Genomic DNA, 23,184 nt, shown 5'->3' with positions numbered 1-23,184 from the left:
GTGGAAGTACCCCTTCCAAGCGAGAAATCCCACCGAACCCCGGTCAAACGGAGATGAATATGCCGATGCCCGGGTGCTGGGATGAGCATGCGGTCTCATCCCAGCACCCGGGCATCGGCATATATAACTTACTCGAGTTCCACGGCTCCGGTGTAGAGCTGGTAGTACTCGCCCTTTTGGGCGATGAGCTCGTCGTGGGAGCCGCGCTCGATGATGTTGCCATGGTCGAGCACCATGATCACGTCGGAGTTGCGCACGGTGGAGAGGCGGTGGGCGATCACGAAGACCGTGCGTCCCTTCATCAGCGCGTCCATGCCGGCCTGCACGACCTCCTCGGTGCGCGTGTCGATCGACGATGTGGCCTCGTCGAGGATCAGCGCCGGGGAGTCGGCCACGGCGGCGCGCGCGATGGAGATGAGCTGGCGCTGGCCCTGTGACAGGCCGGAGCCGTCGCCTTCGAGCACGGTCTGGTAGCCCTGCGGCAGCATGCGGATGAAGCCGTCCGCGTTCACGAGCTTCGCGGCTTCGATGCACTCCTCGTCGGTGGCGTCGAGACGGCCGTAGCGGATGTTGTCCATCACGGTGCCGGTGAACAGGTTGACGTCCTGCAGCACGATGCCGAGGGAGCGGCGCAGGTCCGGCTTCCTGATGTTCTTCACATCGATGCCGTCGTAGAGGATCTGGCCTTCCTGGATGTCGTAGAAGCGGTTGATGAGGTTGGTCACCGTGGTCTTGCCGGCGCCGGTCGCGCCGACGAGCGCCATCTTCTGGCCCGGCTTGGCGAACCAGGTGATGTCGTGCAGGACCGGCTTGGCCGGATCGTAGCCGAAGGTCACGTTGGTGAAGCGCACGTCGCCCCTGAGCAGCGTGTAGCGCCCGTCGGGCGAGGTGACGGCCTGCTCCTTGGCCTTGAGCGCGACCTCGCGGGCGGCACCGTGCAGCTTCTCCGCGGCCTTGAGCGAGCGGGTGCCGTCGTCGCCCTCCTCGCGCTTCCACGCCCAGTGGCCGGTCTCGTGGTCGACTTCGCGCATCGTGCGGCCGTCCTCGCCGAGTTCGACGTTGACGAGCGTGACGGTGCCGGAGTCGGCCTCGACCGGCTCGTCCATCAGCTGGAAGATGCGGGAGGCACCGGCGAGCGCCATCATCACCATGTTGAGCTGCATGGACACCTGGCCGAGCGGGTTGATGAACGAGCGGGACAGGGTGAGCAGGGAGATGAGCGTGCCGAGCGTGAGCGGACCGGCGCCGGCGAGGCCGAAGTTGCCGACTCCGGCGAGCGCCATGGCGCCGCCGACGATGGCGAGGAGGATGTAGAGCATGTAGCCCATGTTGCCGACGACGGGCATGGTGACATTGCCCCACGTGTTCGCCTCGGCGGACGCTTCGAACAGCTCCTCGTTCTTCTCGTCGAAGGTCTTCTGGGTGTCGGGCTCGTGGTTGAAGACCTTGATGACCTTCTGGCCGTTGACGGATTCCTCGACGAACGCGTTGACGTCGCCGATCCAGTACTGCTGCTTGACGAAGTAGCGGCCTGCGCGGCCGACGATCTTGCGCACGACGAAGTAGAGTCCGACGGTGAACAGCAGCACGAACGCGGTGATCGGCACGCTCAGCCACAGCATGGAGACGATCGCGGCGAGCGCGGAGATGCCGGCGGCGAACATCTGCGGGAACGACTGGCTGATGGCCTGGCGCAGCGTGTCGGTGTCGTTCGTGTAGTGGCTCATGATGTCGCCATGCTCGTTGGTGTCGAAGTAGCGGATCGGCAGCCACTGCTGGTGGGCGAACATGTCGTCGCGGATCTTCTTGAGCACGCCCTGTTCGACGGTGACGATGAGCCACTGCCACAGCCAGCTGGCGGCGATGCCGGCCACGTACAGGCATCCCATGAGGGTGATGGCGCGGATCAGCGGTCCCCAGTCGGGGTCGGTCGCGCCGACCATCGGCAGGATGTACGTGTCGATGAGGGACTGGAGGAAGAGGGCGGAGCCGGCCTGGGCGGCGGCGCCGACGAGGATGCATGCGACGATGGCGATGACGCGCCACCGGTAGGCCATGATGTAGCCGAAGATGCGCTTGGTGGTGCCGGGGGCGGGCTTACGCATCGCGGGCTTGCGGTTCTGCGCGGTCTGCTTGTCGCTCATCGGTTCTCTCCTTCCTGTTCGGCCTGCTGCATGTGCTCGGCGCGTTGAGCCGCCTCGCGTTCGAGCTCGGCCTGGCCGGCGGCGGTGTTGCGGGTCTGCGATTCGTAGATGGACCGGTATTCGTCGCAGGTTTCGAGCAGTTCGTCGTGCGTGCCCTTGGCCATGATGCGGCCGTTGTCCATGACGAGGATCACGTCGGATTCCTGCACGGAGGCGATGCGCTGGGCGATGATGATCTTCGTGGTGTCGGGGATCTCGTGGTGGAACGCCTCGCGGATCAGCTTGTCGGTCTTCGTGTCGACGGCGCTGGTGGAGTCGTCGAGGATGAGGATCTTCGGCTTCTTGAGCAACGCGCGGGCGATGCACAGGCGCTGCCTCTGGCCGCCGGACACGTTGGTGCCGCCCTGTTCGATGTGCGTGTCGTATTTGTCGGGGAATTCCTGGATGAAGCCGTCGGCCTGCGCGAGCTTGCAGGCGTGGCGAATCTGGTCGTCGGTGGCGTCGGGGTCGCCCCAGCGCAGGTTCTCGGCGATGGTGCCGGAGAACAGCACGTTCTTCTGGAGCACCATGGCGACCTGGTCGCGCAGGGTGACGAGGTCGTAGTCGCGCACGTCGCGGCCGCCGACCTTGAGCGAGCCCTGACTCACGTCGTAGAGGCGGGGCACGAGCTGCACGAGGCTCGACTTGGCGGAGCCGGTGCCGCCGACGATGCCGACGGTCATGCCGGAGGCGATCTTCAGGTCGATGTCGTCGAGCACGGGCTTCTCGGAGGACGCGGAGTAGCGGAAGGTGACGTGGTCGAATTCGACGGAGCCGTCCTTGACGTCCATGACCGGATGCTCCGGGTCGGTGACGGTGCTCTCCTCCTGCAGCACCTGGCAGATGCGTTCGGCGGAGGCCTGGGAGATGATGCACATGACGAAGATCATGGAGAGCATCATCATGGCCATGAGGATCTGCATCGCGTAGGTGACGAGGGCGGTGAGGTCGCCGGTGGTGAGTCCCAGCGCCGCGTTGTTGCCGGAGGCGACGATCTGCTGCGCGCCCATCCAGGAGATCATGATCATCGAGGCGTAGATGCAGAACATCATGATCGGGCTGTTGAAGCTCATGATGCGCTCGGCCTTGGTGAAGTCCTTGAAGATGCGCTGGGAGATGCGGCCGAACTTGCCGATCTCGTAGGATTCGCGGTCGTACGACTTGACGACGCGGATGCCCTGCAGGTTCTCGTCGACGACGTTGTTGAGCGCGTCGTACGTGTGGAACACGCGCTCGAACACCGGGTGGACGAGCACCGCGAGGCCGCACAGGCCGATCGCGAGGATCGGCACGCAGGCGAGGAACACGAGCGAGATGGACGGTGAGATGCGGAACGAGAAGATCCACGCGACGACGACCATGATCGGAGCGCGCACGCCCATGCGGACCATCATGCCGTAGGCCATCTGCAGGTTGGTCACGTCGGTGGTCAGACGCGTGATGATCGAGCCGGTGGAGAACCGGTCGATGTTGGTGAAGCTGAACGCCTGCACCTTCTCGAACTGGTCGCGGCGCAGGTTCTTCGCGAATCCGGCGGCGGCGATGGCCGCGTACTTGCCGGCGAGGAAGCCGCAGGCGAGCGACACCAGCGAGCACAGCAGCAGGATGAGGCCGAACTTGACTATGGCGTTCATATTCCCGCCGGTGATGCCCTGGTCGATCAGGGAGGCCATGACGGTGGGGATGACGATCTCCAGGATGGCTTCGATGAACACGAACAGCGGTGCCAGCCAGCTTTCTTTCGTGTATTCGCGCATCGATCCGGCCAGCGTGCGGATGATGTGTTTCGGCCGGTCGGGTTCGACGGTCTTGCGCGATGCCATGATGGCCGCCTCGGTGGCGGTCAGGCCGTCCGCGTCGCGTGTCGCGGTCGTGTTGTCGCTCATGCGTTCTCCTCCTTCGTATCGTCCGTGTCGTTCGCGTCACCGGTCCCCTCGACCGGGACGTCATCGGGATCGCCGGGGTCGCCGGCGAGGTCCCCGCATGGATCACCGACCGGGGCGCCGGCGGCCGACCGTTCCTCGAACTCGCGTTGCGCCGCGTCCACGTTCGCGCGCATGCGCAGCACGTAGTCCATGAGGGCGGCCCGCTCCTCGTCGGTGAATCCCTCCACCAGTCGGTGTTCCATCCTTTCGCCGTTCGCCGAGAGGCAGGCGACGATGGAGTCGGCCTTGGCGGTGAGCACGATCTTCTTGAGTCGTGCGTCATGCGCCACCGACTCGCGAGCGATGAGGCCCTTTTTCTCCATCAGCGCGAGCACGCGCGAAGCGGTGGACCGCGTGATGCAGAACTTGCGTTCGATGGTGTGCTGGTAGATGTCCTTGTCGCGGTTGCGGGCGAGGAACATGATGATGCGGGCGTTGCCGCCCGTGGCGATGCGCGCCGATTCGGGCATCGTCTCGCCGAGATGGCGGTTGATCGCCTTGACCAGCGCCCTCAGCTCGAAGCTGAGGATGTGACTGTCCATAACTCATCCACCTTCGTTTCCGGACATGGTCGGACATGCGTTTTGTTGCATATGCAACCATCTTGCATGGTGCGATAGTAATACGTCCCGCATACAACAGTTGCAGATGCAACAATCGGCGTGTCGTATGTCACATGATGGCGAAAGCCCCCTTGGTCGTAAGGTCGTGGGGGCTTTCGGACGGCAGTCGACTCGAGGTGAGCACGGAAGGGTGGGCTTCACATATCTCCCCAGTCGGGATGACCGCGCTTCACTGGTCTCTCCCCCAGTCGGCTTCGCCGACAGCCCCCTCGTCAGAGGGGGGCCATGAACAGGCCGGCGACTCCGTGCCGGAGGGGCCACGGAGAGGCCACGGAGAGGCCGACGGCTACTTCGTGAGCTTGGCGTATTCGGCGAGCATGAAGGCGGTGATGCGCCTACCACCGTCGCTCATCAGCATCGGCATCGAGTTGATGGGCATGGACTTGAGGAAGATGCGCATCATGGCATTGTCGGGCAGCTTCGGCAGCGTACCCGATTCACCGGCGGCCTCGACCGCCGCGACGACCTTCGCGCCGACCGGGTCCGCCTCCCATTCGCCGTAGGTGGACCATTCGTCGAGCGGCAGTGACTTGCCGTCGCCCTCCAGGTCGACCGCGACAGTGGCGGCGATGTCGCGGCTGGACGTACCGACCTCGATGCCGTATGCGCCGGCTTCGATGTGCCAGTCGCCGTATTTCTCGGACCAGTAGGCGAAGGCGCGCTCGTCGAGGTCGAACGTCACGGTCTTCGACTCGCCCGCCTTGAGGAACACCTTGGCGAAGCCCTTGAGTTCGTGGGCTGGGCGGGCCACGTCGGCCTTGCCGGGGGCAACGTACACCTGCACGGTCTCGGCGCCGTCCACGTCGGAGACGTTGGCGACGGCGGCGGTGACGGACGCGGTGTTGGCGCCGGTCTTCTCCGCGTGGACGTCGGAGATCTCGAATTTGGCGTAGCTCAGGCCGTAGCCGAACGGGTAGTCGACGGCGACATCGTAGGTGTCGTAGTAGCGGTAGCCGACGAACACGCCCTCGCCGTAGTCGACGTGGCCTTCCTCGCCCGGCCAGTTGAGCATGCTCGGGTCGTCGTTGATATCCAGCGGAATGGATTGGGCGAGCTTGCCGGAGGGGCTCGTCTCGCCGAAGATCACGTCGGCGAGCGCGGGACCGCCGGCCTGGCCGAGCAGCCAGGATTCGAGGATGCCCTTGGCATGGCCGGCCCACGGGGCGACGGAGACGACGGATCCGTTGGACAACACGATGGCCACGTTCGGGTTGACGGCGGCGATTTTGGCGAGCAGTTCGGTCTGCTTGGCGGGCAGGTCGAGGGTCTCGCGGTCGAAGCCTTCGGACTCGGCGGCCTCGGGCAGACCCAGGAACAGGAGCGCCACGTCGGCGTCACGGGCGGTTTCGACGGCCTCGAGTTCGAGCGCGGAGTCGGCGGGTTCGAGGTCGAGCGTGAAGCCGGGGGCGAAGTCGGCTTCGATGCCGCGTGCGGCGAGCGTGTCGAGGAACGAGGTCATCTTCGTGGGGGTGATGTGGGAGGAGCCGCCGCCCTGATAGCGCGGGGTGCGGGCGAATTCGCCGATGACGGCGATCTTCGCGCGCCTGTCCAGCGGCAGGATCGCATCCTCGTTCCTGAGCAGGACCATCGATTCGACGGCGGCCTGGTGGGCCACCTCGTCGTGGGCGTCGACGTCGAAGCGGTAGCCGTCGGCGCTCATGGCCGCGCGGGCTTTGTCGGTCAGGTCGATCATGCCCTGGGCCATGCGGTCGAGCTGGGCGGAGTCGATGCGGCCGTCGCGGGCCGCGTAGACGATCTCGTCGTCGGTGCCGCTCGGCGGCATTTCGAGGTTGAGGCCGGCGTTGAGGGAGGCGACGCGGTCGTGGTCGGCGCCCCAGTCGGACATGACGATGCCCTTGAATCCCCATTCGTCGCGCAGCACGTCGGTGAGCAGCCAGCCATTCTGGGCGGAGTGGACGCCGTTGACGCGGTTGTAGGAGCACATGATGGTCCACGGCTGGGCGGTCTTGACGATGTGCTCGAAGGCCGGCAGGTAGATTTCGCGCAGGGCGCGCTGGGAGACGCGCGCGTCGACGCGCAACCGGTCGGTCTCCTGGTTGTTGACGGCGAAGTGCTTGAGCGATGTGCCCACGCCCTTGGATTGCACGCCTTCGACGATGCCGACGGCCTCATGGCCGGCGAGGTACGGGTCTTCGCTCCAGTATTCGAAGCAGCGGCCGCCGAGCGGGTTGCGCTTGATGTTGACGCCGGGTCCGAGGATCACGGCGACCTTCTCCTGGATGCACTCCTCGCCCATGGCCTCGCCGACCTTGCGCACAAGCGAGGGGTTCCACGAGCTGGACAGGCCGGCGGCCGGCGGGAAGCAGGTGGCGGGCACGGAGTCGTCGAGATCGGTCTCGCCGGTGCTGGTGGCGAGGGATTTGCGCAATCCGTGCGGACCGTCGGTGATCATGTAGCCGGGGATGCCCTTGGCCTCGACGCCCTGCAGATGCCAGGCGTCGCCGCCGGAGGTGAGGGAGGCCCTCTCCTCCAGCGTCAGATCCTTGACGGACGGGTGGGTGTGCTCGCTCATGACGTGTGCCTCTTTCCTTGAGTTCCTTTGCGTGTTCCGTTGAGTCATGCGGCCGGCCCGTTCCGGTGCGGTCCCCCGGCCCTCATCCATGAACCCCAGGCAAACCACTCACAACCAACCGGTTGGTAGGTAGATTATCAAAACACCGCCCACAACACGCCGGAATCATTTGAAATACCAACCAACCGACCGTATGGTACATACCATGACCACCAACGACCTCACCGACGACACCGACCGCCGTCATTCCATCCTCGAAGCGACCACGCTGTCCTTCGGGCGCTTCGGCTACTACGGCACGTCGATTCAGCGCATCGCCACCGCCGTCGGACTCACCAAGGCCGGCGTGCTGCACTACGTGGGCAGCAAGGAGGGACTGCTCCATCTCGCGCTCACCGACGAGTACGACCGTGCGGGAGACCTGATCATGGCCGACATGATCGCCATGGACCGCCCGCTCATCGCCGAGATGTGGCGGCGTATCGTCGCGCTCAACAGCACCCGCCCCGATCAGGTGCACATGTTCTCCACGCTGAGCGCCGAGGCCCTCGATCCGAAGCATCCGGCGCACGATTATTTCGCCGACCGCGAGCGCCGCACCGTGGCGAACGCGCTCAACATCCGCTGGTCGGTGCCGGACGGCGTGGACGTCGCGCATGTGCTCGAAGCCGGCTTCGCGATGATGGACGGCGTCCAGCTGCGTTGGCTGCGCTCCCCCGACCGCGACCTCAACGCGATGTGGGCCGACTGCGAGGACGCCCTGCTCCCCTCGCCCCTCTGGGACGGTTACCGCTGAGCCGGCCCACCATCACCCGCCATCACCCGCCATCACCACAGCATCATCGCGCGTCACTCCATCCATCCCGCGTGCCACACGTGCGTCAGGTCCCACGGGTCGAGACGCGAGTCGTCCGTCACCGTGCCGTCGCCGCCGACCGGCGCGAGACGATCAAGCCGGCCGGTCGCGTCGCGGCCGCCGCGCAGACGATAACTCCAGTAGACCTGACCGGCGGAGACGTTCCATGCGTCACGCTGCATCGCGGCGACCGCGCGGTAGACGTCGCGGCGCCGCGCGGCGGGCGACGAAACGCCGTCGTCCACGCGCGAAACGCCGCCACCGGACGCGCCGCACCTCCCCCGCTCCCCCACGCGCGCCGCGAGCCGGTTAGCGACGCACCATTCGCCGACCATGACCGGCGTGAACCGCGCGGCGCGGCGGATGCGGCGCTCGTGCCACGCCGTGAACAGCCGGTACCAGCGTATGAGCCACGCGGCCGGCAACCTGCGGAACAGCGCCTCGGGCCGTTCCGACATGACGAGATAGACGTGCGTGTCGAGGCAGACGCCCCGCATGCCCTCACGCGCGAACCAGCCGCGCCACCGGCCGAGCCGGAACCCGTCGTGGAACACGATGACGGGACCGTCGCCGAGTATCGGGCGCAGACGCCGGTACGCCGCACGATAGAACCGTTTGAGGAAGCGCATCGGGATGTGCCCGCTTCCCCGCGCCTCACGCGGGTCCTTCGCGCGTGAGCTCGACGGCGACGTGAGGTAGGTGAGCCAATCGACCGGCTCGTTGAGCACTTCGATGCCGTACAGCGCGGGACGGTCGCGGTAACGGCGCGCGAGACGCGCGAGCACGTCCAGCGCGAACGCGACCTGCCGCGCGCTCCTGTGCCAGCGGACGACGCCGGTCAGGCCGCCGTTGTCGAATCCGTTCTGCGAGCCGGGTACGGTGTGCAGGTCGATGAGCACCTTAAGCCCGATCGTCTCCGCCCAGTCGAACGCGCGGTCGAGATAGTCGATGCAGCCGGGATGACCGGGCACGTCGCCGAAGATGAAATACGGCACGGGGATGCGCACGAGGTTCAGGCCATGCGAGGCGATGGCGTGGAAATCGGCTTCGGTGACGTACGTGTCGCGATGACGGCGCAGCAGACGCTCCAGTTCGGACCGATCGGCCGTCCGATGCAGCCAGATCTCGTCCTCCTCGCCGCTCGAGCGGAACAGGCCGGGCGTCATCCACCGCTCCAGCACCAGCCAGCCGCCGAGGTTCACGCCGTCGATGCGCCCGATACGTGTCATCCCGTCACCGTTGCGCGTTCTCCCATCCCGTCCCGCCGAATCCGCCGAAAACGCCGCCGCCCGCCCCGGCATGGGCCGGAACGGGCGGAAAACGGCGAATGGATCAGCGCTGGAAGACATCCGGATGCTTCGGGTCGCCGGGGATGTCCTCGAGCAGGCCTTCGAGGCCGAGGAACTCGCGCCAGAAGTCGAGCGGCTGGCCGTACGGTGCGGATTCGCGGCCGTGCGCCTGGATGTTGGCCTTGGCCTCGAACACGTCCTCCTCGGTGAGCCCGTCGAAGTAGCTTTCGATGCGGATGCGGTTGGCCGGCACGTAGTACAGGGAGGCGATGATCTCCGTGAGGCGTTCGGCGCGCTCGATCGGCAGCGAATCCCAATGGCGGAACTCGATGAAGTTCTTGAGGCGCACGTCGTTGAAGTGCGTGGAGATGATGTGGTTGATCTCGTACGCGTTGAGCTCGCGGTCCGGGTACACGTCGCCCGCGTTCTCGCGGAAGGCGGCGCGGTGCAGCTCCTTGCGGCTCAGACCGGATTCGACCGCCTCGGGCGTGTGCGTCAGATCGGCGAACATGAGCGGCGTGGACAGCACGTCCACCGCGTAGTCCTCCCACGTGAACCGGCGGTCATACAGGCCGGGGATCACGTTGGTGCGCTGGAAGTCGAGGTAGTCCCACATGCGCTGGCGCAGCAGCGGGTACGGGTTGACGCGGCCCTCGAAGTACGGGGTGTTGCGGAAGAACCAAGCGAGGATCGGACCGATGGCGGTGCCGACGCGCATCTTGTCGATGGCGTCCTGCTCGTCGACGAAGTCGATGCTCACCTGCGTGGAGGCGGAGCAGCGCATCATGCACGGGCCGAACTGGCCGACGCGGCCGAGATAGTCGGTCATCGCGTCGTAGCGGTCCTTCGGGTTGACGGGGACGTCCGCATAGCTCGACTTCGGCTGGTAGCCGTAGTTGACGAGGCGGAAGCCCAGCTCGTCGAGGATCGGATCGGCCTCGCGGCGGAACTGGCCGTACAGCTGGTTGAGGTCGGCGGGCTCCTTGAGGATGCCGATCGAGGTCTCGACCTGGCCGCCCGGTTCAAGCGAGACGGAGACGCCCTTGCGGCCGAGCCCCACCAGATGCCCGTTCTCCCAGTACTCCTTGCTTTCGTCGTAGTACGGGGCGAGACGTTTGAGCAGCGCCTCGATGCCGTTCTCCTCGTAGTAGGTCACGGCGGTGTCGTCGGAATTATGCACCGGCAGGTGCTCGATCTCGACGCCGAAACCACCGGTGCCTCGCTTGGAGCATCCGGCCTCGAAGAACTTCAGGAGGCTCTCGACATGCTTCGGATTGGGCTTGGCGAGCAGATGCGCATAGCTGATTCTGGGAGTAACCATAAGGGGTATCGTAGGCGAGCCGCCCTACACGCGCCGCCGCGCGCCCGTGATTCGGCTATATGAAAAACCGATAGCGGGCGCGCTGCGTGGGCGGACGGCGGCCGAACCGACCGTCGGCCCCGGCCGCCGTCAGTCGGCGGTGACGAAGCCCTGCGGCTCGTCGTCGCCGAACTTCGCCTTGTGCGCCTTCTTGGCGGCGGCGATCATCAGCTTGATGCGGTTGAGCTGGTTCGCCTCGGAGGCGCCCGGATCGTAGTCGATGGAGACGATGTTGGCCTCCGGGTGCAGACGGCGGATCTTGCCGAACATGCCGCGTCCGGTCACGTGGTTCGGCAGGCAGGCGAACGGCTGCGCGCAGATCACGTTCGGACATCCCTGTTCGATGAGCTCCAGGATCTCCGCGGTGAGCAGCCAGCCTTCGCCGGCCTGCACGCCGATCGACGTGACCTCGGCGGCCTTCTCGACGAGTTCGGGCATCGGGTCGTCCTGTTTGAACTTGCCGTGCGAGGAGGCGATCGCCGCCTTGATCGGCGCGTTGTAGCGGTCGAGGCCCCAGCGCATGAGCGCGTACAGGGTCTTGTTGCCGCCGGTGCCGAGATGCTTCTCGTTCCAGTCGGTGATGTACGGACGGGTCGTCATGAACTCCATGATGCCGGGCACCACGGCCTCGCAGTCCTGCGATTCGATGACGTCGACCACGTGGTTGTTCGCGTCCGGCTGGTACTTGACGAGAATCTCGCCGACCACGCCGACGCGCACCTTGCGCGGCTCGTCCTTCAACGGCAGCGCGTCGAACGACTTGACGATCTCCTTGGCGAGGCGGCCGTACGGCAGGTAGCCCTTCCTCAGCCACGGGGTCTTCGCGGCCGTCTTCGAGTAGCCGTGGTGTTCGATCGTCTCGCGCACGATCGTGTCCCACTGCTCGTAGAGGCGGTTCGCCGAGCCCTTCTCGACCTCGTACGGGCGCACGCGGTACAGGCACTTCATGAGCAGGTCGCCGAGAATCAGGGCCTTGACGGCGCGGTGCAGCAGCGTCGGCGTCGCCTTGAAGCCCGGATTGTCCTCCAGGCCCTGCGTCGAGATCGCGATGACCGGGATCTGCGGGTAGCCGGCGTCGACCAGCGCCTTGCGGATCAGGCCGAAGTAGTTGGTCGCGCGGCACATGCCGCCGGTCTGCGTAATCGCGAGCGCCACGTGGTCCGGATCGTACTTGCCTTCGATGATCGCGTCGATGAGCTGGCCGATGACCATGATCGCCGGATAGCAGGCGTCGTTGTTCACGTATTTGAGGCCGGTCTCCACGTCGCCGCGGGAGGCGTGCTTCAGGATGTCGAACTTGTAGCCGCCGGAGCGGATGACCGCCTCGACGAGGGACATGTGGATCGGGCTCATCTGCGGGGCGACGATCGTGTAGTCCTTCTTCATGTCCTTGACGAACTTCTCGCGCTTCGCGTAGCGGGACATCGTCGCGTTGTTGTGTCCGGACTTCTTCGCGGCCTTGGCGTTCGCGCCGGTCGCGTTCGCCGTGGTGCCGTCGCCGAGCGCGGCGAGACGCGCGTTCTCGACGTCGCGCTTCGCGGCGCGCTTCGACGCCTTGCGCATCGCCTCGGTGAGCTTCGGGTTGGCGGCCATCGTCGTGTCGAGCAGGATCTGGCGGCCCGCGGTCGGCGCCTTCGTGCCGGTCCTGCGGAATCCGGTGGACTTCGGCGCGTCCGCCGGGACGTCGCCGCCCGCGCCGGTCGCCTTCACCTTCGCCTCGGCGGCGTCGACGGCGGCCTGCGCCGCGGCGAGCGCCGCCTTCGCGGCCGCGAGATCGGCTTCCGCCTGTTCCTGCGCCTTGCGGGAGGCCTCGTCGGTGACGTCCACGACCTGGTCGTGCTTGTCGACGGCGCCGGACGCGACCGACGCGCCGGCGGCGGTCGACGCGGCCGCGGCGAGACGCGCCTTGTTCGCCTCACGCTCCTCGACGGCGGCCTTGAGCGAGCGCAGACGGATCTTCGCCGCGCCCAGGTTGGAGACCTCGTCGATCTTGAGCAGCGTGTAGACGTCGGCCTTGTCGGCGAGGATCTCGGCGACCTGGTCGGTGGTGATGGCGTCGAGGCCGCAGCCGAACGAGTTGAGCTGGACGAGTTCAAGGCCCGGATAGGAGGCGACGAAGTGGGCGGCCGCGTACAGGCGGGAATGGTAGGCCCACTGGTTGGTGACGCGCAGCGGCATGCGCTTGACGGTGAGCTTGCGGTCGCCGACGTGGCGGAAGCCGTTCGCGTTCTTCTTGCGCGGGTCCTCCTCACCCTTGGCGAGGAATTCGGTGAGGTTGAGCCTCTCCCCCGGCTGCAGTTCGCAGATCGAATCCTCGGAGAGCACGACCATGCCGAGCGAGCAGATCGTCTCGGGAATACCGTGGTTGATCTCCGGATCGATGTGGTAGGGGCGGCCGGCGAGCACGATGCCACGGCAACCGTGCTCCTTCATATAGGCGAGCGCCTTGAGACCCTCCTGCTGCACGTCGTGCTTGAAGACCTTGTCCTCCGCGTAGGCGGCCTTGACGGCGGTCTCGGCCTCCTCGCGCGTCACGTTCGCCCACGCGAACTCCTCGACGATGCGGTCGACCATGAGCTCGTGGTTGGCGAGGTTGAAGTACGGGTGCATGTAGCGGATGCCGGGCCCACGCAGTTCGGGCATGTTCGCGCCGACGACGAGCGGGTAGTTGGCGACGACCGGGCAGTTGTAGTGGTTGTCCGTGTTGGGCACGAGATTGTCCTCGTAGCTCACGCACGGGTAGAAAATCGTCTTGACGCCTTTGTTGAGCAGCCACTTGATGTGGCCGTGCACGAGCTTGGCCGGGTAGCAGATGTTCTCGGAGGCGATCGATTCGATGCCGGTCTCGAACAGTTCGTGGGAGCTGCGGCCGGAGATCATCACCTTGAAGCCGAGCGAGGTAAGCAGCGTGAACCAGAACGGGTAGTTCTCGTACATGTTGAGCGCGCGCGGGATGCCGATCTCGCCGCGCGTGGCCTTCTTGTCGGTCAGGCGGCGGTAGGCGAAGCAGCGCTTGTACTTGTAGTCGTACAGGTTCGGACGGTCGGAGCGCTTCTTCTTCGCATCGCCGCCGCGCTCGCAGCGGTTGCCGGTCACGAAGCGGGAGCCGTCGGAGAACGTGGTGATGGTGAGCTTGCAGTGGTTCTGGCACAGCTTGCACACGTCGCGTTCGGTGGTCATCGACATGTCGTCGAGCGCGTCGCCGGTGAGGATCGACGAGCGCGTGTGCTCGACCGTGCCGGTGTCGTCGCCGTCCGCGGCGTCCTCGTAGTGCATGCGGGCGGTGAGGGCGGCGCCGAACGCGCCCATGAGGCCGGCGATGTTCGGGCGCGTCACCTCGCGCTCGGTGAGCAGTTCGAACGCGCGCAGCACGGCGTCGTTGAGGAACGTGCCGCCCTGCACGACGACCGTGTCGCCGAGTTCGCCGGAGTCGCGCAGCTTGATGACCTTGTACAGGGCGTTGCGCACGACCGAATAGCACAGGCCGGCGGCGATGTCCTCGATGGACGCGCCCTCCTTCTGCGCCTGCTTGACGGACGAGTTCATGAACACGGTGCAGCGCGAGCCGAGGTCCACCGGGTGCGTGGAGGCGAGCGCCTTCTGCGTGAACTCCTGGATCGTCAGTCCCATCGACATGGCGAAGGTCTGGAGGAACGAGCCGCAGCCGGACGAGCAGGCCTCGTTGACGGCGATCGAGTCGATGACGCCGTCGGTGATGGCCAGGTACTTCATATCCTGGCCGCCGATGTCGATGACGGCGGTGACGCCGGGGCTGACCATCTCGGCGCCGCGGTAGTGGGCCATCGTCTCGACGACGCCCTCGTCGAGGTGCAGGCCGGTGGTGATGAGGCCCTCGCCGTAGCCGGTGGCGCAGGAGCGGGCGATCCACGCTTCGGGCGGCAGTTCGGACTGGATTTTCTTGACGATGTTGATGGCGGCGGTCAGCGGGCTGCCTTCGTTGTTCGCGTAGCTCGACCACACGATCTCGCGGTCGTCGTTGACGAGCGTCGCCTTGATGGTGGTGGAGCCCGCGTCGATGCCGAGGAAGTGCGGGCCGTGCGCGCCCTCCAGCGTGCCGATGTGCACGTGCTCGCGGTGGTGGCGCTTGTTGAATGCCTCGCGGTCCGCCTCGGTGGGGAACAGCGGCGGCATGGTGGGCGTGTTGCTGGGCAGGTTCTTGAGCTCGTCGAGACGCTTGAGGATCTCGTCGCAGGTGTGCGCCTCGAAATGGTGGCCTTCGTCGTCGACGTCCATGTCCGCCTGGAGCGCGGAACCGTAGGCGACGTACAGGTGGGCGTCGGTGGGGACGATGAACTCGTCGACCTTGCCGTCGAGCGCGCGCTGGAACGCGGCGCGAAGCTCGCTCATGAAGAACAGCGGGCCGCCGAGGAAGATGACGGTGCCGTGAATCGGGCGGCCGGAGGCGAGTCCGGCGATGGTCTGCGTGGCCACGGCGGTGAAGATGGAGGCGGCGAGGTCCGGCTTGGCGGCGCCGTCGTTGATGAGCGGCTGGAGATCGGTCTTGGCGAACACGCCGCATCGGGACGCGATCGGGTACAGGTTCTCGTAGCTTTTCGCCATCTCGTTGAGGCCGGCCGCGTCGGTGTCGAGCAGGGTGGCCATCTGGTCGATGAACGCGCCGGTGCCGCCCGCGCACGAGCCGTTCATGCGCTGTTCCGGCGTGGGCTTCAGGTACGTGATCTTGGCGTCCTCGCCGCCGAGCTCGATGATGACGTCCGCCTGCGGGTATTCCTTGTCGATCGCCTCGGTCTCGGCGATGACCTCCTGGACGAACGGCACGTGCAGGTTGTCGGCGAGCGCGAGGCCGCCGGAACCGGTGATGGCGAGTCGGATCGGCTCGTCGCCGCGGCCGAGCTTCTCGAGCTCCGCGTGGATGTCGACGAGCAGGCCGGCGACGGTGGCGCGCACGTTGGCGTGATGGCGGCGGTAGTCGGAGAACAGCGTGTCTTTCAGGGAGTCGGACTGGTCGAGCACCACCGCCTTGACGGTGGTGGAGCCGATGTCCAAACCCACGCGCAACGGCTTCGTATCGTGGTTCGACGCCACGGTATGTGCTTCGTTCACCATGTAAACCTCTTCAACCGATTTCCGGGACGCGTCTTGCGAGTCGCAAGCAAATCGCGTATGGCCCGGCCACTCAAATCCCATACTCTAGTCCGAAGCCCTGCCCAAGGAAGGCAGGTCACGCGGGGCGCGGGCGTGATTCATCTAACAGGAAAAGCCGTAAACGCAACGCCTTCGCGTGTCCTGTCGGAATACCGCGGGAATCCCCTCCCTATTACCCCGCCAACTCCCATGGTGCGGCAACACACTTCCTCCACAACCCCGGAATCAAGCCGTTTTGGCCGACCGCACCATGGGAGATTCACCGCACCATGGGAGAGAAAGGAGGGGGGGAAGGAGGGGAGTGGCGTGTCACGAGGCCTGCTGGGCTTCGCCGGCGACGCGGTCCTTGAGATAGATCTCGGGGATGTCGCGTTCCTGGTCGTGGAGCTTGCCCCAGATGACGGGGCGGCCTTGCGCGAGGGAGGCGGGCACGTCGAGGATGCGCTGGTTCTTGGAGCCGCGGAACTGCAGGAGCGAGTCCTTCTGGGTCTTCAAGTACCGCCCGTCGACGAGCACGTCGATGAGTCCGAGGAGTTCGCGCTTGTCCGGGGTCTCGCCGGGGCGTGCGAGCTCCTCCCACGTGTAGCCGGTCCAACACCAGATGTCCTTGGAATCGCCGAATTCGGCGCGGATGCGGTGCGCGAGCGGCAACAGGACGGGGGTGTTGAGCAGCGGTTCGCCGCCGAGGAACGTGATGCCCTGCACCCACGGGGCGTTCAGGTCCTCGATGATTTTGTCTTCGAGCCGCTGCGTGTACTCGTGGCCGGCCTGGAAATCCCAGATGGACGAGTTGAAGCAGTCGACGCAGTGGAACGGGCAGCCGGAGACGTACAGGGAGTTGCGCACGCCCTCGCCGTCGGTGACGACGAAGGTCTTGTAGTCGGCGATCATGCGATGGGACATGCGCCGGCCGTCCCATTGCCCGGCCCGCGGATCGTTGGCGAGTCCGCCGGATGGTACGGAAGGGCCGCGCCCGGTCTCCCCCGCCGCGAAGTCGCGGCGCTTGGGCTCCCGGAGCGCGGCCTGCTGGAATCCGCTCACTACTTGGCCTCTTCGAACCATTCGCGGGTGGAGCCGTCGCCGAGGGTGACGTGGCCGGTCTCGCCGCTCATGTGCTTGACGCGGTGGGAGATCTCCTCGTGGCGGCCGTGCACCATCGGGCGCTGCACCGGGTTGCCGAGGTAGCCGCAGGTACGCTTGGTCACGTTGCACTTGTCAGGATCGGAGTTGCCGCACTCGGGGCACTTGAAGCCCTCGTCGGTGGGCTCGAAGTCGCCCTGGAAACCGCACACGAAGCAGTGGTCGATCGGCGTGTTGGTGCCGAGGTAGCCGATGCCCACGTTGTACGCGTAGTCCCACACGGCCTCGAGCGCCTTCGGGTTGTCCTGCAGGCACGGGTACTCGCAGTAGTTGATGAAGCCGCCGGACGCGTAGTACGGGAAGTCCTTCTCGTAATTGAGCTTCTCCATCGGGGTGGGCTGGAGCCACACCGGGTAGTGGAAGGAGTTGGTGTAGAAGTCGTGGTCGGTCACGCCGTCGACGCGGCCGAACTTCTCGCGGTCCATGCGGTTGAAGCGGTCGGTGAGGGATTCGGCCGGCGTGGAGTACACGGAATAGTGGTAGCCCTCCGCCTTGCTCCACTGCTTGCACAGCTCGCTCATGCGCTTGACGATGGACAGCGCGAACTCCTTGCCTTCCGGATCCCAGCCGTGGTCGCGGATCCAGTTCTTGCCGTAGAACACGGCGGTGGTCTCCGCGAGGCCGATGTAGCCGAGGGAGACGGTGGCGCGCTCGTTCTTGAACAGGGCGTCGACGCTGTCGTTCGCGCCGAGGCGGCCGAAAGCGCCGAAGCGGAACAGGGTGGGCGCGTTCACCGGGGTGGCCTGCTTGCAGCGCATGATGCGGAACTGCAGGGCCTGGTGGGCGATCTCCATGCGCTCCTCGAACAGCTTCCAGAAGCGTTCCTTGTCGCCGTGGGATTCGAGGGCGATGCGCGGCACGTTCACGGAGACGACGCCGAGGTTCATGCGGCCGTCCTCCTCGTCCTTGCCGGTGGCGGGGTTGATCCAGCCCTGCAGGAAGGAGCGGCAGCCCATCGGCGCCTTGAAGGAGCCGGTGATCTTGACGATGTTGTCGTAGAAGACGACGTCCGGGTACATGCGCTTGGTGGCGGATTCGAGGGCCAGCTGCTTGAGGTCGTAGTTCGGGTCGCCCGGGTCGGCGTTCACGCCGTGCTTGACGGTGAACACGAGCTTCGGGAAGATCGCGGTGTGGTGCTCGCGGCCGAGGCCACGGATGCGGTTGAGCAGGATGGCGCGCTGGATCTCGCGGGCGAACCAGTCGACGCCGAGACCGAAGCCGACGGTGACGAACGGGGTCTGGCCGTTGGACACGCGGTTGGAGTTGATCTGGTACTCCATGGTCTGCATGGCGTCGTAGATGGCCTTGCGGGTGCGGATCTTCGCGAGGATCTCGCGCTCCTGCTCGAGCTCGTCGACGTCCGTGTGGAACGGGGTGTCCATCGGCAGCGGCTCGCGGCCCTTCTCGAAGTGGAGCTTGGCCGGCTCGTTGGCCTTCGCGTTGGCGACCTGGCGTCGCGCGAACTCGATCGGCATGTCGTCCGGGATCATCTCGCGCGCCTCTTCGAGGAACTTGTCGTAGTCGAGCTTCGCGTAGCGGGCGAGATGCTCGTCGGCGCGGTTGGCGGTCTGGCCGCCGTACTGGCTGGAGGCCACGTCCTTCATGATCTGGGTGATCTGCGTGGCGGCGATGGCGATGGACTTCGGGGAGGCCATCGGCGCGTTGCCGAGGGTGAAGCCGTTGGCGAGCATGTCCCAGAAGTTGGGCAGCGAGCAGTTGGACTGCGCGGTGAACGGCGAGTAGTCGGCGTCGTGGAAGTGGATGTCGCCCTTCATGTGTGCGTTGGACACGGCCGGCGGCAGCATGTTGAACGCGGCGGCCTTGGAGACGGCGCCGGCCAGCAGGTCGCGCTGGGTGGCGTAGACGTTGGCGTCCTTGTTGGCGTTCTCGTGGATGAGGGTCGGGTCCTGGTTGATGAAGCGGGACACGGCCTCGTTCACGTCGGTGGCCTTCGCGCGCTCGATGTCCTTGTCGAGGCGGTAGGTGGTGTAGGCGCGGGCCACGTCGTACAGGTGCGCATCGATGAGCGCGTGCTCGACGAGGTTCTGGATGTCCTCGATCTTGGCGGGACCGGCGTAGCGTTCCTTGATCTCGCCCTCGACCTGGTCGGCGAAACCGCGGATGAGCTTCTCCTCCTCCGGGCCGACCTGCTTGTCGAGGTCGCCGAACGCGGCCTTGACGGCGGAGATGATGTTGATCGGATCGAAGTCGACGACGCGGCCGTCACGCTTCTCGACCTGCACCGGACGGCCGGCGGCCCTGACGGTGGTGGTCGTCGGACTGATGACTGCTGTCTCCATCTCACATCTCCATCCCGGCCCTTCCGGGCCTAGTCGTACATCTTCTTTCCGGGGTTCCGCGGGCGGTCCAGCACCCTGCGTTTTCCGGAGCCTCAGATACTGTACGGCATCCCCACCCCTATATCTAGTTGCGGCACGCCGCCAAAACACTAGCGGTAGTGGTTTTCGGCGGAATCTCGCGGAATCACATCTGTGTGATTAACGTAACAATCCCCCGGCTCCGCGTGTCGTGCACCGGCCATGGCAGGCACGCGCGGGCCATGTCCGAGGGCGGGCCGGAAAGCATGTTGCCAACCCGCCCGGACAATGGCACGGAGGGCGTTTCCACCCCGGCGGCGCGATCGGATCGGATCGGATCGGGCTTCGCGCCCCCGGTCCGCCGAGGCGGACGGCCCCTCGTCCGGGGCCGGAATGCGCCGCGGGGTGGCTTAGTCCAGATTGGATTGCGTGCCGGCGGTATCGGCCGTGGCGGCCTGGGCGTTCTGCGCGGCGTCGAGACGGGCGCGCACGTCGTTCAGCAGGCTCTGCGCCCGCTGGGCGAGCGCCTCGCCGATCTCCCACTGGCGCATCGACTGGTCGAGGTCGAGCCCGCCGGCCTCCAGCGCCTGCACGGCCTGGATGAGCTTGTCGCGCGCCTCCTCGTAGGGCATCCGCGCGATGGCGGCGCGTTCCTTGTCGGTGAGCGTCGAGGCGGGCGCGGCGCCTTCCGCCCCGGCCTGCGCGGTTCCGGCATGCGTGGCACCGGCCTCCACGGTCTCGTCCGCGGCCTGTTCCGTCGTGTTCGTGTTCTTGTCGGTCATGTTCATTCCTTTTCGTTTGTTCGTCGGATCGTTCGTATCGGTTCGTTCGCGCCGGCGCCGTCCATGCCGGCACCCAGCAGGCGCCGCAGCCGGCGCCGTCACGCCCGCGCGCCGATCAGTCCGCCTTGGCGGTGACGACGCCCCTGCGCAGCGTCAGGGTGAGCTCGTCGCCGGAGGAGACCTTCGCGGCGTCGTCGAGCACATGCCCGTCGGCGGTCTGCACGACGGCGTATCCGCGGTTCAGCGTGGATTGTGGGCTCAGCGCGGTGAGCGAGGCGTGCGCCTTCTCGATGGTGAGCGAGGCGTCGTCGACGAGACGCCGCAGGCCGATGTCGAGCCGGCCGCGCGCGTCGTCGAGGAACCGCTGGTGCGGTTCGAGCATCGTGAGCGGCCGAGTGAGGCTCGGCCGGTTCGCATAGCCTTCGACGAGCCGGATCTCGTTGTCCACGCGCGAGGAGATGCGCATGCGCATCCGTCCCACCGCGTTGTCGATCAACTGCCATTGCTCGCGCACGTCCGGCACGACCTTCTTCGCCGCGTCGGTGGGCGTGGAGGCGCGCAGGTCGGCGGCCAGGTCGATGAGCGTCCAGTCGTCCTCATGGCCGATGGCGGAGACGATCGGCGTCCTGCACGCGGCGGTCGCGCGCACCACGCCCTCGTCGGAGAATCCGATGAGATCCTCGAACGCGCCGCCGCCGCGCGCCACGATGATCACGTCCACCTCCGGATCGGCGTCGAGCCGCCGGATCGCCTCGATGATGTCGGGCGGGCACTGCGCGCCCTGCACGTGCGCGTGCACGATCTTGAACCGCACGACCGGCCACCTCAGGTTCACGTTGGTGACCACGTCGCCTTCGGCGCGCGCCTGCGGGGCGCAGATCAGGCCGATGCACTTGGGGAACTCGGGCAGCGGCACCTTGTTCTCCGCGTCGAACAGCCCCTCGCCCTTGAGTTTCTTGCGCAGCTCGTCAATCTGTTCCTTGAGGCCGCCGGCGCCGATCTTGCGGATCTCGTCGCCGATGAAGCTCAATCGGGTCTGCTTGACCCAGATGTCGGCACGGCCGTGGATGACGACCCGGTCGCCCTGGCGGAACTGCGCGGCGGCGGCCGCGAACGCGCGCCAGCCGGAGACGGAGATCGCGATGTCCTCGAAATCGTCGCGCACCGTGAGATAGGCGGATCCGGCGCGCCGCGTGTTGATCTCGGTGATCTGCCCGCAGATCCACGCGGCCGGCCATTTCGCGACGGCGTTGTGGAACTTCTGGCTCAGCACGCTCACCGGCCAGGGGTTCTCGGCGGTGGTGTCGGCGGCCATACGCGGCAGCTGGTCGAGCGGGCGCGGCCGGCTCAGGTCCGGCGCCGCCGACGCGCCGGTGCCCGCGGCGGCACCCGCGCGCGCGCCGAAGCCCGCACCGGCGCCGTACCCGGTTCCGGGGGCCGTTCCCCGCATGTTGGCGTTCATGTCGTAACTCATGCCCTCACTATAACGCCGGGTTCCACGGCCGGTGCATATGCACCGTCGTTCATCCGACCGCCAGCGTGGCGAGCAGCGCGGCATGGTCCGAACCGTCGATCGGCACCACCTTCATCCGCCCGGCCACGATCCCCCTGTCGACGACCACATGGTCGATGCCGGCGAACCGCGGCGGCAGCAGCCCCCGGTCCGCCGGCCACGTGAACGTGAACCCGCGTCCCGCCATCCGCGCCCCGTCGCGGAACCGGTCGCCCAGGAAGTCACGGAACGGCGCATGATCGTAGGTCGCGTTGAAATCCCCCATGAACACGTATCGCGTGTCCGTATGCGCCTTCATCGCGCCCAGCTCGTCGAGCGCCCGCCTCCACTGCCCCCAATAGCCGGGCACGGGGGCGGTCGTGTGCACGGACACGAACCGTACCTTGACGCCGCCGGCGAACGCGACCGTGCCGCCGGGCATGAACGAGGCGCTCGAGTTCACGTCGTCGTTCGCCGGACTGATGAGCGGCGAGGCCGACCACAGTCCGTTGCCGTACACGCCGTCGGAGCTCGCGACCTTGCTGTACGGCAGATAGTCGCCAATCCCCGCCTCCTCGAGCGCGGCGACGAACGCGTCCGTCGTCTCCTGCAACGCCAGCACCTCGACCCGCTCGTCGCGCACCGTATCGACGATCTGCCGCGCGTCGGCGCGCCCCTTGTACACGTTGCAGGTCATCACGCGCGCATAGGCGTCGCCGACGACCGCGTGCGCCTGTCCGGTCGCGGCGTCGGCGGCACGCGTCAACGGCTCGGTCGTGTGGAGGAACGGATACTGCCACCACACGTTCACGGCGAACGTGGCGACCGCGACGAGCGCGACGACGAACCGGCGCGACGCGAGCGCGAACATCAGCGCGACGACGGACAGGATCGCGAACCACGGCGTGGCGGAGACGACGATTGGCACGAACGGGAGCGCCTGGAGCCCGGCCGGCAGCGCGCGGGCGGCGACGGCGCATGCCGCGAGCGCCGCGCATACGACCGCGAGCGCGCCGAACACGCGACGGTGGGGCGGGAGCGCCGCGGCGACGCCGGCGCGACCACGCCCGCCGCCGGACGCGCCTCCGCGTGACGGCGCACGGCCGCGGGACACGCCGGAACGTGCCGCCGGCCGCGTGCGCGCGGACACGCCGGGACGACGGCCGCCGCGCTTCCCGCCACGGGTTCCGGCCGTACCCGCGCGAGACGATGGTGTGGAGGATTTCGACGGGGATTTCGTTTTCGATGATGTGCGTGGATGCGGGGATTTCGACGACGACTTCGCGGATTTCGACGATTGCGACGACTTCTTCGACGACTTCGACGATGATGACGCGCTGGACTTCCCCGCCGCGCGTTTGCGTCCGCCGTCCTGCGGCGTCGCCGCGCGCCTCAGCAGTTCGCGCCGGGCGTCGGCCTTCGCCTCCTCGGGGGTGAGATAGCCGTCCCGCGTCCGTTTCGCCACTTCAGACCTCCCTTCGTCCCACAACACTGTACCGTGCGCGCGGCATGCGCGGCCAGCCGGAGAAAAGACGTGGAGCCGGGCCGCAACACGT

Annotated in this window: 13 protein-coding genes; 1 reads left to right on the top strand and 12 read right to left on the bottom strand. The window is 66.7% G+C overall.

Going from position 1 to position 23,184, the window contains the following annotated elements:
* Positions 1-128: 128 nt before the first annotated feature.
* From AC1AYD_RS03800 to AC1AYD_RS03785, 4 genes are all read right to left on the bottom strand, one after another.
* Positions 129-2,144 (bottom strand): ABC transporter ATP-binding protein, encoded by a 2,016-nt coding sequence (locus AC1AYD_RS03800; RefSeq protein WP_476544680.1) that lies wholly within the window; start codon positions 2,142-2,144, stop codon positions 129-131.
* A complete protein-coding gene (locus AC1AYD_RS03795; protein ID WP_476544702.1) occupies positions 2,141-4,006 on the bottom strand; it encodes an ABC transporter ATP-binding protein in 1,866 nt (621 codons plus the stop codon). The genes AC1AYD_RS03800 and AC1AYD_RS03795 overlap by 4 nt, the downstream gene beginning before the upstream one ends.
* Before the next feature lie 59 nt (positions 4,007-4,065).
* On the bottom strand, positions 4,066-4,650 hold the full coding sequence (locus AC1AYD_RS03790) for a MarR family winged helix-turn-helix transcriptional regulator (RefSeq protein ID WP_476544679.1): 585 nt from the start codon (positions 4,648-4,650) through the stop codon (positions 4,066-4,068).
* A 367-nt stretch (positions 4,651-5,017) separates the two neighbouring features.
* Positions 5,018-7,264, bottom strand: coding sequence for an exo-alpha-(1->6)-L-arabinopyranosidase (locus tag AC1AYD_RS03785; protein WP_476544678.1), 2,247 nt, complete (start codon positions 7,262-7,264; stop codon positions 5,018-5,020).
* Positions 7,265-7,469: 205 nt separating this feature from the next.
* Between AC1AYD_RS03785 and AC1AYD_RS03780 the strand changes: the two genes are divergently transcribed.
* Positions 7,470-8,060 carry a TetR/AcrR family transcriptional regulator gene (locus AC1AYD_RS03780; protein ID WP_476502580.1) on the top strand — a complete coding sequence of 197 codons (591 nt, stop codon included), beginning with the start codon at positions 7,470-7,472 and terminating at the stop codon, positions 8,058-8,060.
* A 53-nt stretch (positions 8,061-8,113) separates the two neighbouring features.
* Here the strand turns inward: AC1AYD_RS03780 and AC1AYD_RS03775 are convergent, their stop codons facing one another.
* The 8 genes from AC1AYD_RS03775 to AC1AYD_RS03740 all read right to left on the bottom strand — a co-directional run bounded on the left by AC1AYD_RS03775 (position 8,114) and on the right by AC1AYD_RS03740 (position 22,649).
* The gene (locus tag AC1AYD_RS03775; RefSeq protein ID WP_476502579.1) at positions 8,114-9,349 is read right to left on the bottom strand and encodes a glycoside hydrolase family 5 protein; all 1,236 of its coding nucleotides are present in this window, start codon (positions 9,347-9,349) and stop codon (positions 8,114-8,116) included.
* A 103-nt stretch (positions 9,350-9,452) separates the two neighbouring features.
* On the bottom strand, positions 9,453-10,730 hold the full coding sequence (locus AC1AYD_RS03770; RefSeq protein WP_476502578.1) for a glutamate-cysteine ligase family protein: 1,278 nt from the start codon (positions 10,728-10,730) through the stop codon (positions 9,453-9,455).
* A gap of 129 nt (positions 10,731-10,859) precedes the next feature.
* Positions 10,860-15,857 carry an acyl-CoA dehydratase activase-related protein gene (locus AC1AYD_RS03765; protein ID WP_476502577.1) on the bottom strand — a complete coding sequence of 1,666 codons (4,998 nt, stop codon included), beginning with the start codon at positions 15,855-15,857 and terminating at the stop codon, positions 10,860-10,862.
* Positions 15,858-16,205: 348 nt separating this feature from the next.
* Positions 16,206-16,937 carry an anaerobic ribonucleoside-triphosphate reductase activating protein gene (gene nrdG / locus AC1AYD_RS03760; RefSeq protein WP_476502576.1) on the bottom strand — a complete coding sequence of 244 codons (732 nt, stop codon included), beginning with the start codon at positions 16,935-16,937 and terminating at the stop codon, positions 16,206-16,208.
* Positions 16,937-19,336, bottom strand: coding sequence for an anaerobic ribonucleoside-triphosphate reductase (gene nrdD, locus AC1AYD_RS03755; protein ID WP_476502575.1), 2,400 nt, complete (start codon positions 19,334-19,336; stop codon positions 16,937-16,939). Before nrdD ends, nrdG begins: the two co-directional genes overlap by 1 nt.
* 428 nt (positions 19,337-19,764) lie before the next feature.
* Positions 19,765-20,136 carry an exodeoxyribonuclease VII small subunit gene (locus AC1AYD_RS03750; protein ID WP_476502574.1) on the bottom strand — a complete coding sequence of 124 codons (372 nt, stop codon included), beginning with the start codon at positions 20,134-20,136 and terminating at the stop codon, positions 19,765-19,767.
* Between the two features lie 115 nt (positions 20,137-20,251).
* Complete coding sequence (xseA, locus tag AC1AYD_RS03745) at positions 20,252-21,610, bottom strand: exodeoxyribonuclease VII large subunit (protein WP_476502573.1); 1,359 nt, start codon at positions 21,608-21,610, stop codon at positions 20,252-20,254.
* Positions 21,611-21,659: 49 nt separating this feature from the next.
* Positions 21,660-22,649: an endonuclease/exonuclease/phosphatase family protein gene (locus AC1AYD_RS03740; RefSeq protein ID WP_476502623.1), complete on the bottom strand. Its 990-nt coding sequence runs from the start codon at positions 22,647-22,649 to the stop codon at positions 21,660-21,662.
* Positions 22,650-23,184: the final 535 nt, after the last annotated feature.

Source organism: Bifidobacterium sp. LH_426 (assembly GCF_056356875.1).
Note: the sequence above shows the minus strand (reverse complement) of the source record. Positions and strands in the feature narration are given on the sequence as shown.